Below are 6,977 nucleotides of genomic sequence, written 5' to 3'. Positions count from 1 at the left end.
GTTCATTCGAGCTGTCGCGTGTGCCGTTGTCAACGGGAGGCCCGTGGCGGTCAGCGGGAGCGATGACCGGACGGTACGTGTCTGGGATCTCGGTACGGGGGAGCAGATCGGACTGCCCATGCAGGGGCACGCCGGGTTCATTCGAGCTGTCGCGTGTGCCGTTGTCAACGGGAGGCCCGTGGCGGTCAGCGGGAGCGATGACCGGACGGTACGTGTCTGGGATCTCGGTACCGGCGAGCCCATCGGGCGTCCCATGCAGGGGCATAGGGGAGTCGTAAGTTCCGTCGCGGTCACGCAGATAAAAGGCTTGCCTGTCGCTGTCACAAGTAGCTCGGACCAGACGATCAGAGTTTGGAACCTGGAGGCCAATGAGCCAATTCGCACATTGGCTGTCGGGCAGTCCGCTACCGTGCGAGCGGTCACGTGTGGCACTTTGGACGAACGCCCCACGTTCATCGCCGCCATGGACGACGGGACTGTTGAGGTATGGAGTTTGGCGCCGGCGCGAGCGTTTGCTGCCCCATTGGCGGGACACGCCGGCGCGGTGAATGCGGCGGCTTGTTCGATCATCGACGGGAGGCCGGCTCTGGTCACCGGGGGTGTGGATGCCTCGGTGAGGATCTGGGAACTACGAAGCGGCCAGCAGATGGGTCGGCCCCTGAAAGGCCACGCCGGTGCCGTCTTGGCTTCGGCCTACCTAAGGCTTGACGGCGAGCCTGCCCTCGTCACTGGGGGGAGAGACAGGCGCCTGCAGGTGTGGGACCTTCAGAGCGGTTCGCAGAAGGCGTCATCTATTTATGGCGACGGCACCAACGTCACGGCGGTCGCGTGTGAGATGAGTGCTCCTCATCCCATCGTCATGGCTGGGGGTGACGACGGGACGGTCGCAGTCTGGAAGATGACGCCGGGCAACCCGATCTTTTCGCGATTGACAGGCCACTCCGGCTCAGTCACGGCGATGACATCAGCGATCTTGGGTGACCACCCGTTTGCCATCACAGGTGGAGCGGACGCCTTGGTGAAGCGCTGGGACCTGGTCAGCGGTGACTACATGGGTATGGCGCTTTCCGGTCATGTGGGTCCGGTAACTGCACTAGCTTGTGCACTCGTCGAGCATCGTCCGGTGGTCGTGAGTGGAGGTGCCGACAACACGCTCAGGCTGTGGGATTTGGCGACGGGACGCGGTATCGGAGATCCGCTGTCCGGTCACTCGGGGCCGGTCAACTCCGTCGCGTGCACGACCGTGGACGGACGTACGATCGCCGTCAGTGGCGGCGCCGACCAAACCGTCAGACTATGGGATCTCGAAAGGAGATGCCCCATCGGCGATCCGCTGAATGGGCACTCTGGGCCCGTCAACTCTGTCGCGTGCACAAGGTCTGGCCGTCATTCGTTGGCCGTGAGTGGCGGCGCCGACAAGACGGTGCGCTTTTGGAGACTGACCGATGGTGTACTCGTGGACGTATGGCCCAGTTGGGACGAGGTCAGTTCGATCACCGTGACTCCTGACGACCGATACTTGGCATTTACGGCGGGATGGGACGTTGCGGTTCTATGGCTTTGAAGGAATAGGTTCGACATGAGCACTGTCGTCGTCGTGCATGGCGTCTGGAACTATCGAGGGCCCATCAACCCCTCAGCGGCCGCAGAAAGTATGTCCGTTCAGTGGCGCGCTGCGATCGAGGCCGGGGCGTTCGGACCCTTGCCGTCGACGGTAGGGGTCGTCGGGGCCTACTATGCTCACAGGTTACGTAGGGTCGGGTCGCAGTCAGGAACCGGCGACTTCGACAGGCTCCCTTCTACTGCGGAAGAGATGCTCGGCCAGTGGCTGGACACTGTGTCGCCGCAGTCGATGAAGGCGCAGGGTCGAGTGACTCGAGGTTTACGGCAGGAGTTGAGGCGGATGTCCGCCGCTCGAGGCATCAACAGGGTGTTACTCGAACGCGTTATCGGTGCCTTCTTTGAAGAAGTCTCCGCATATCTGGACCCAGACACGCCGCGGCGAATCCTTGCGAGAACCGAGGTCGCGAATGCCGTTGCCCAGGCGAATCGAGTTGGAAAAACTGTCGTGGTCGCACATTCCTTGGGGTCCGTCGTAGCGTATGAGGCCTTGCACGCCTACCCGCATCTGCACGTGGACCATCTGGTCACTCTAGGGTCGCCTCTGGCCCTGCCCCACGCGATCTTCCACCGGCTGGATCCGCTCCCGGGGCCACTCGGGGTGCGGCCAAGGGCTGCACGGCGGTGGTCGAACATCTCTGATGTCGGCGATCTGATCGCACAGCCACCTGGTGGTGTGAAGAACGGATTCGAAGGGGTTGACCATGACGTCGAGGTGTCGATCCATCCTTTCGACTTCCACCTCGCATCCAACTATCTGAAGACTTCAGCTTTCGCCGATGCTTTGAGAGAGACACTGTAGCGCCGGTCGCGGCAGTCCTTTACGGGCGTTCGCGTTCAGCGCCCGGATCTTGTCGCCCGCAGAACGACCCGATGCCGGGTCGAGGAGACGGGTTCCTGGACGGGCTGGCCGGATGCGAACTCGTCGGTGAAGGCGAAGACCTCGTGAACCGCCGCCGCCCGGATCGCACTGGAGAAGTCCGGGCGCCTGCGGCTGGAAACCGTTTTTGGACTGTCCGCGGAAATGCTCGGCGCTGTCTTGGACCTGCCGCAACGATTCTGGTCCCAACATCATCCGGATTTCCGCCGGTGCGCGCAGTGTCGGCGCCGCGATGGCCGGCTCTGCCAGAACCATCAGCGCCCTCCCTGCGGCGGGCACGGCAGCAGGGCAGCGACAGCGAGTCGGCAACGATATGTTGAGTCTCCCATTTAGGCAAACTCCACCGTAGTCCTTTCTGGGGAGTGGCCGCCGCGGTCAGGTGGCCGGGAGGGCGGCCGCGAGCTGGTCCGACCAGGCGTGGACCACCCGGGCCCGGCGCCGCGAGTCGTCGGTGAGGACGTCGGCCAGCGCCAGGCCGCGGGCCAGGTCCAGGGTGGCCTGAATCAGGCCGCGTACCCCCGGGTCGCTGTCGTCGACCCGCAGCAGGCGTACGGCACGCTCGTGCACGCCGCGGGCGAAGTGGCGTTCCAGCGGCACCACCGCGGCCCGGAGCTCGGGGTCGGCAGCGGCCACGGTCCAGACCTGCAGCGCCGCTCGGAACAGGTCGCCGCCGATGGCGTCGACGAGGCCCGTCACGATCGTGTGGACCCGGTCCGGGCCGGAGCCGCCGGGGTCGGGCAGGGCGTCGAGCAGGGCCGCGCGTTCCTCGAACATGTGCTCCAGGGCGGCGAGGATGAGGGCTTCGCGCGTACGGAAATGGTGCTGGACCGCGCCGCGGCTGATGCCGGCCTCGGCGGCGATGTGGGCGACGGTCGAGGTTTCCCAGCCCTGGTCGGCGAGGCAGCGGATCGTTGTCTCGAGCAGCCGCCGGCGCGTCGCGCGGGAGCGGTCCTGTTTGGGTTCGTCAGCCATCGGCGGCCAGTACGGCGAGGGGGGTGTCCTGGGCGACCTGCTGGCCGACGCGGACCGGCAGTTCCGCCACCGTGCCGGCTTCGGGGGCGTGGACCACGTGTTCCATCTTCATGGCTTCCAGGCGCAGCAGCGGCTGGCCCGCCGTGACGATGTCGCCGACCTGGACGTCGACGCGGACCACCGTGCCCGGCATCGGGGCGATCAGTGCCCCGGCCGGCGGCTGGGCCGACGGGTCGGTGAAGCGCGGCAGCCGGCGCAGCTCGACCGTGCCCTGCGGGCCGTCGACCACCACGCGGTCGTCGAAGCGGCCCACCGTCCACCGTCGCCGGATGCCGTCGTGGTCCAGGACGACGGCGTCCGCGGTGGCCTCCACCAGGGTGACGCCGGGGGTGCCGGGCGCCTCGAGCCCGTCGCGGCCGAAGCGGTAGCGCACCTCGATCTCGCGGTCGCCGGCGGCGTAGGTGCGGCTGCGGTAGCCGACCGGGATGTTGCGGAAGCCGCTGCGCACGCCGGGCAGCAGCGGGCCGCGTTCGTGGGCGGCGTCGGAGAGCGCGGCGACCAGGGCGCCCAGGCAGGGATCGGGTCCGGTTCCGGCGGTGAGGGCGGCCGGTGGGTGGTCGGTGTAGAAGCTGGTGCCGGCGGTGCCGGCCAGGAACTCGGGGTGCAGCAGGCTGGCGACGAGCAGGTCCCGGTTGGTGGTGACGCCGTGCAGGCGGGCGCGGCACAGGGCGGCGGCGAGCTGCCGGGTCGCGGCCTCGCGGGTCGGCGCGTACGCCACGAGCTTGGCGAGCATGGCGTCGTAGTGCGGCCCGACCTCGGTGCCGTCCTCCACGCCGGAGTCCAGGCGGATGCCGTCGGAGGTGCGCTCGAACCGCGCCGTGACGCCGGGGATGTCGAAGGTGACCACGGTTCCGGTCTGCGGGCGCCAGTCGTCGGCGGGGCTCTCCGCGTACAGGCGGGCTTCGACGGCGTGGCCGGTCATGGCCGGCTCCGGGCCGGTGAGCGGGCGGCCCGCGGCGATGTCGAGCTGGAGGGCGACCAGGTCGGTGCCGGTGACGCACTCGGTGACCGGGTGCTCGACCTGCAGGCGGGTGTTCATCTCGAGGAACCAGAAGGCCCCCGCGTCGTCGGCCAGGAACTCCACCGTCCCGGCGCCGGTGTAGCCGACCGCGGCGGCGGCGTCGCGGCCCGCGGCGAGCAGGCGCTCGCGCAGGTCGCCGCCGATGCGGTCGACGAGCGGGGCGGGTGCCTCCTCGATGACCTTCTGGTGGCGGCGCTGCAGCGAGCATTCGCGTTCGCCGAGCGCCCATACCGTGCCGTGGGCGTCGGCCAGGACCTGCACCTCGATGTGGTGCCCCGAGTCCAGGTAGCGCTCGCAGAACACCCCCGGATCGCCGAAGGCGGCGGCGGCTTCGCGGGCGGCGGCGGCCACGGCGTCGCTCAGCTCGGCAAGGGTACGGACGATGCGCATGCCCCGCCCGCCACCGCCCGCCGACGCCTTCACCAGCACCGGCAGCTCGGACTCGGTGATGGTCGCCGGGTCGAGCAGCTCGAGGACCGGTACGCCCGCGGCCGCCATCCGCCGCTTCGCCTCCACTTTGGAGGCCATGGCGGCGATGGAGGAAGGGCTCGGGCCGATCCAGGTCAGCCCGGCGTCCTGCACGGCCCGGGCGAAGTCGGCGTTCTCGGCGAGGAAGCCGTAGCCCGGGTGGACGGCGTCGGCGCCGGCGCGCCGGGCCGCCTCGATGACGAGGTCGCCGCGCAGGTACGTCTCCGCGGGGGTGACGCCGGGCAGGCGTACCGCGCTGTCCGCCTCGCGCACGTGCGGGCTGCCCGCGTCGGCGTCGGAGAAGACGGCGACGGTGGCCAGCCCCCGGCGCCGGCAGGTCGTGAAGATGCGGCGGGCGATCTCGCCGCGGTTGGCCACCAGCACGCTGTGCATCATCATCAGGCTCACATCCGGAAGACGCCGAAGGACTGCGTGCCCTCGACCGGCGCGGTGTGGACGGCGGACAGGGCGACGCCGAGGACGTCGCGGGTGTCGCGGGGGTCGATGATGCCGTCGTCGTAGACGAGCCCGGAGAGCACCAGCGGCATCGCCTCGGCGGAGATCTGCTGCTCGATCGCGTGCCGCACCACCTGCGCCCCGTCCTCGTCGAAGGGCTTGCCCTGGGCCAGCGCGGACGCCTTCGACACCAGGTACGTCACGTCGGCGAGCTGCTGGGCGCCCATCACGGACGAGCGCGCGCTGGGCCAGGTGAAGACGAACCGCGGGTCGTACGCCCGGCCGCACATGCCGTAGTGGCCGGCGCCGTACGAGTTGCCGACCAGCAGTGAGAGGTGCGGCACGGTGGAGTTGGACACCGCGTTGATCATCATGGCGCCGTGCTTGATGATGCCGCCCTGCTCGTACTCCTTGCCCACCATGTAGCCGGTCGTGTTGTGCAGGAACAGCAGGGGAGTGCGGGAGCGGTTGGCCAGCTGGATGAACTGGGCCGCCTTCTGCGCCTCGGCGCTGAACAGCACGCCGCGGGCGTTGGCCAGGATGCCGACCGGGAAGCCGTGCAGCTCGGCCCAGCCGGTGACCAGGGAGCTGCCGTAGCGGGGTTTGACCTCGTCGAAGTCGCTGTCGTCGACGATGCGCGCGATGATCTCGCGGGGGTCGAACGGCGCCTTGAGGTCGGGCGGCACGATCGCGAGCAGGTCGTCGGCGGCGTACCGGGGTGGCTCGGGGACGGCCGTGGCGGGGCCGGCGGCCTTGCGCCAGTTGAGCCGGGCGACGATGCGCCGGCCGATGCGGATGGCGTCCTGCTCGTCGGCGGCGTAGTGGTCGGCGAGGCCGGACACGCTCGCGTGCATCGCCGCGCCGCCCAGCGACTCGTCGTCGGACTCCTCCCCGGTGGCGGCCTTGACCAGTGGCGGGCCGGCGAGGAACACCTTCGACCGGTTCTCGATCATCACCACGTGGTCGCTCATGCCGGGCAGGTACGCGCCGCCGGCCGTCGAGTTGCCGAAGACCAGCGCGATCGTCGGAATGCCGGCGGCCGACAGCCGGGTCAGGTTCCGGAAGACCGCCCCGCCCGGGATGAAGACCTCCTTCTGGGTGGGCAGGTCGGCACCGCCGGACTCGACCAGGCTGATCACCGGGAGCCGGTTCTGCAGCGCGATCTCGTGCATCCGTAGCGTCTTGCGCAGCGACCACGGGTTGCTGGCGCCGCCCTTGACGGTGGGGTCGTTCGCGATCAGCAGGCACTCGACCCCGCTGACCACGCCGATCCCGGCGACCACGCTGCCGCCCACGGTGAAGGACGAGCCGTAGCCGGCCAGCGCGGCCAGCTCGAGGAACGGCGAGTCGAGGTCGAGCAGCAGCTCGATGCGCTCGCGGGCGGTCATCTTGCCGCGCGCATGGTGCCGGGCGACGGCCTTCTCGCCGCCGCCCGCGACGGCCGCGGCGGTCTCGGCCTCGATCTGGCCGAGGGCGTCGAGCATGGCCTGCCGGGCGGCG

General features: G+C 69.4%; 5 protein-coding genes. 2 read left to right on the top strand and 3 right to left on the bottom strand.

Features of this window, described 5'->3' with window-relative positions; genetic code table 11:
- Both AB0J80_RS21585 and AB0J80_RS21580 read left to right on the top strand, forming a co-directional pair.
- Positions 1 to 1,564 (top strand): WD40 repeat domain-containing protein (locus tag AB0J80_RS21585; protein ID WP_364707531.1); only part of this gene is annotated, 1,564 nt, incomplete at its 5' end.
- 15 nt (positions 1,565 to 1,579) lie between these two features.
- Positions 1,580 to 2,422 carry a hypothetical protein gene (locus tag AB0J80_RS21580; protein ID WP_364707529.1) on the top strand — a complete coding sequence of 281 codons (843 nt, stop codon included), beginning with the start codon at positions 1,580 to 1,582 and terminating at the stop codon, positions 2,420 to 2,422.
- Positions 2,423 to 2,875: 453 nt separating this feature from the next.
- On the opposite strand, the gene AB0J80_RS21575 is transcribed toward AB0J80_RS21580, so the two are convergent.
- Genes AB0J80_RS21575 through AB0J80_RS21565 form a run of 3 tightly spaced genes read right to left on the bottom strand, consistent with a single transcriptional unit; the run spans position 2,876 to position 6,961 of the window.
- Entirely contained in the window at positions 2,876 to 3,472 is a 597-nt protein-coding gene (locus AB0J80_RS21575; RefSeq protein ID WP_364707527.1) for a TetR/AcrR family transcriptional regulator, read from the bottom strand.
- Positions 3,465 to 5,417, bottom strand: a complete 1,953-nt coding sequence (locus AB0J80_RS21570; RefSeq protein ID WP_364707576.1) for a biotin carboxylase N-terminal domain-containing protein — start codon at positions 5,415 to 5,417, stop codon at positions 3,465 to 3,467. Before AB0J80_RS21570 ends, AB0J80_RS21575 begins: the two co-directional genes overlap by 8 nt.
- A gap of 8 nt (positions 5,418 to 5,425) precedes the next feature.
- The gene (locus AB0J80_RS21565; protein ID WP_364707575.1) at positions 5,426 to 6,961 is read right to left on the bottom strand and encodes an acyl-CoA carboxylase subunit beta; all 1,536 of its coding nucleotides are present in this window, start codon (positions 6,959 to 6,961) and stop codon (positions 5,426 to 5,428) included.
- Positions 6,962 to 6,977 lie beyond the last annotated feature (16 nt).

It is taken from the genome of Actinoplanes sp. NPDC049548 (genome assembly GCF_040676695.1).
In the GTDB taxonomy this organism is placed as follows: Bacteria; Actinomycetota; Actinomycetes; order Mycobacteriales; family Micromonosporaceae; genus Actinoplanes.
Note: the sequence above shows the minus strand (reverse complement) of the source record. Positions and strands in the feature narration are given on the sequence as shown.

What these genes read in the sequence shown, in the direction of transcription:
- AB0J80_RS21580 (WP_364707529.1), top strand. Translation starts at nt 1,580, where the DNA reads ATGAGCACTGTCGTCGTCGTGCATGGCGTCTGGAACTATCGAGGGCCC.
- AB0J80_RS21575 (WP_364707527.1), bottom strand. Translation starts at nt 3,472, where the DNA reads ATGGCTGACGAACCCAAACAGGACCGCTCCCGCGCGACGCGCCGGCGG.
- AB0J80_RS21570 (WP_364707576.1), bottom strand. Translation starts at nt 5,417, where the DNA reads ATGATGCACAGCGTGCTGGTGGCCAACCGCGGCGAGATCGCCCGCCGC.
- AB0J80_RS21565 (WP_364707575.1), bottom strand. Translation starts at nt 6,961, where the DNA reads ATGCTCGACGCCCTCGGCCAGATCGAGGCCGAGACCGCCGCGGCCGTC.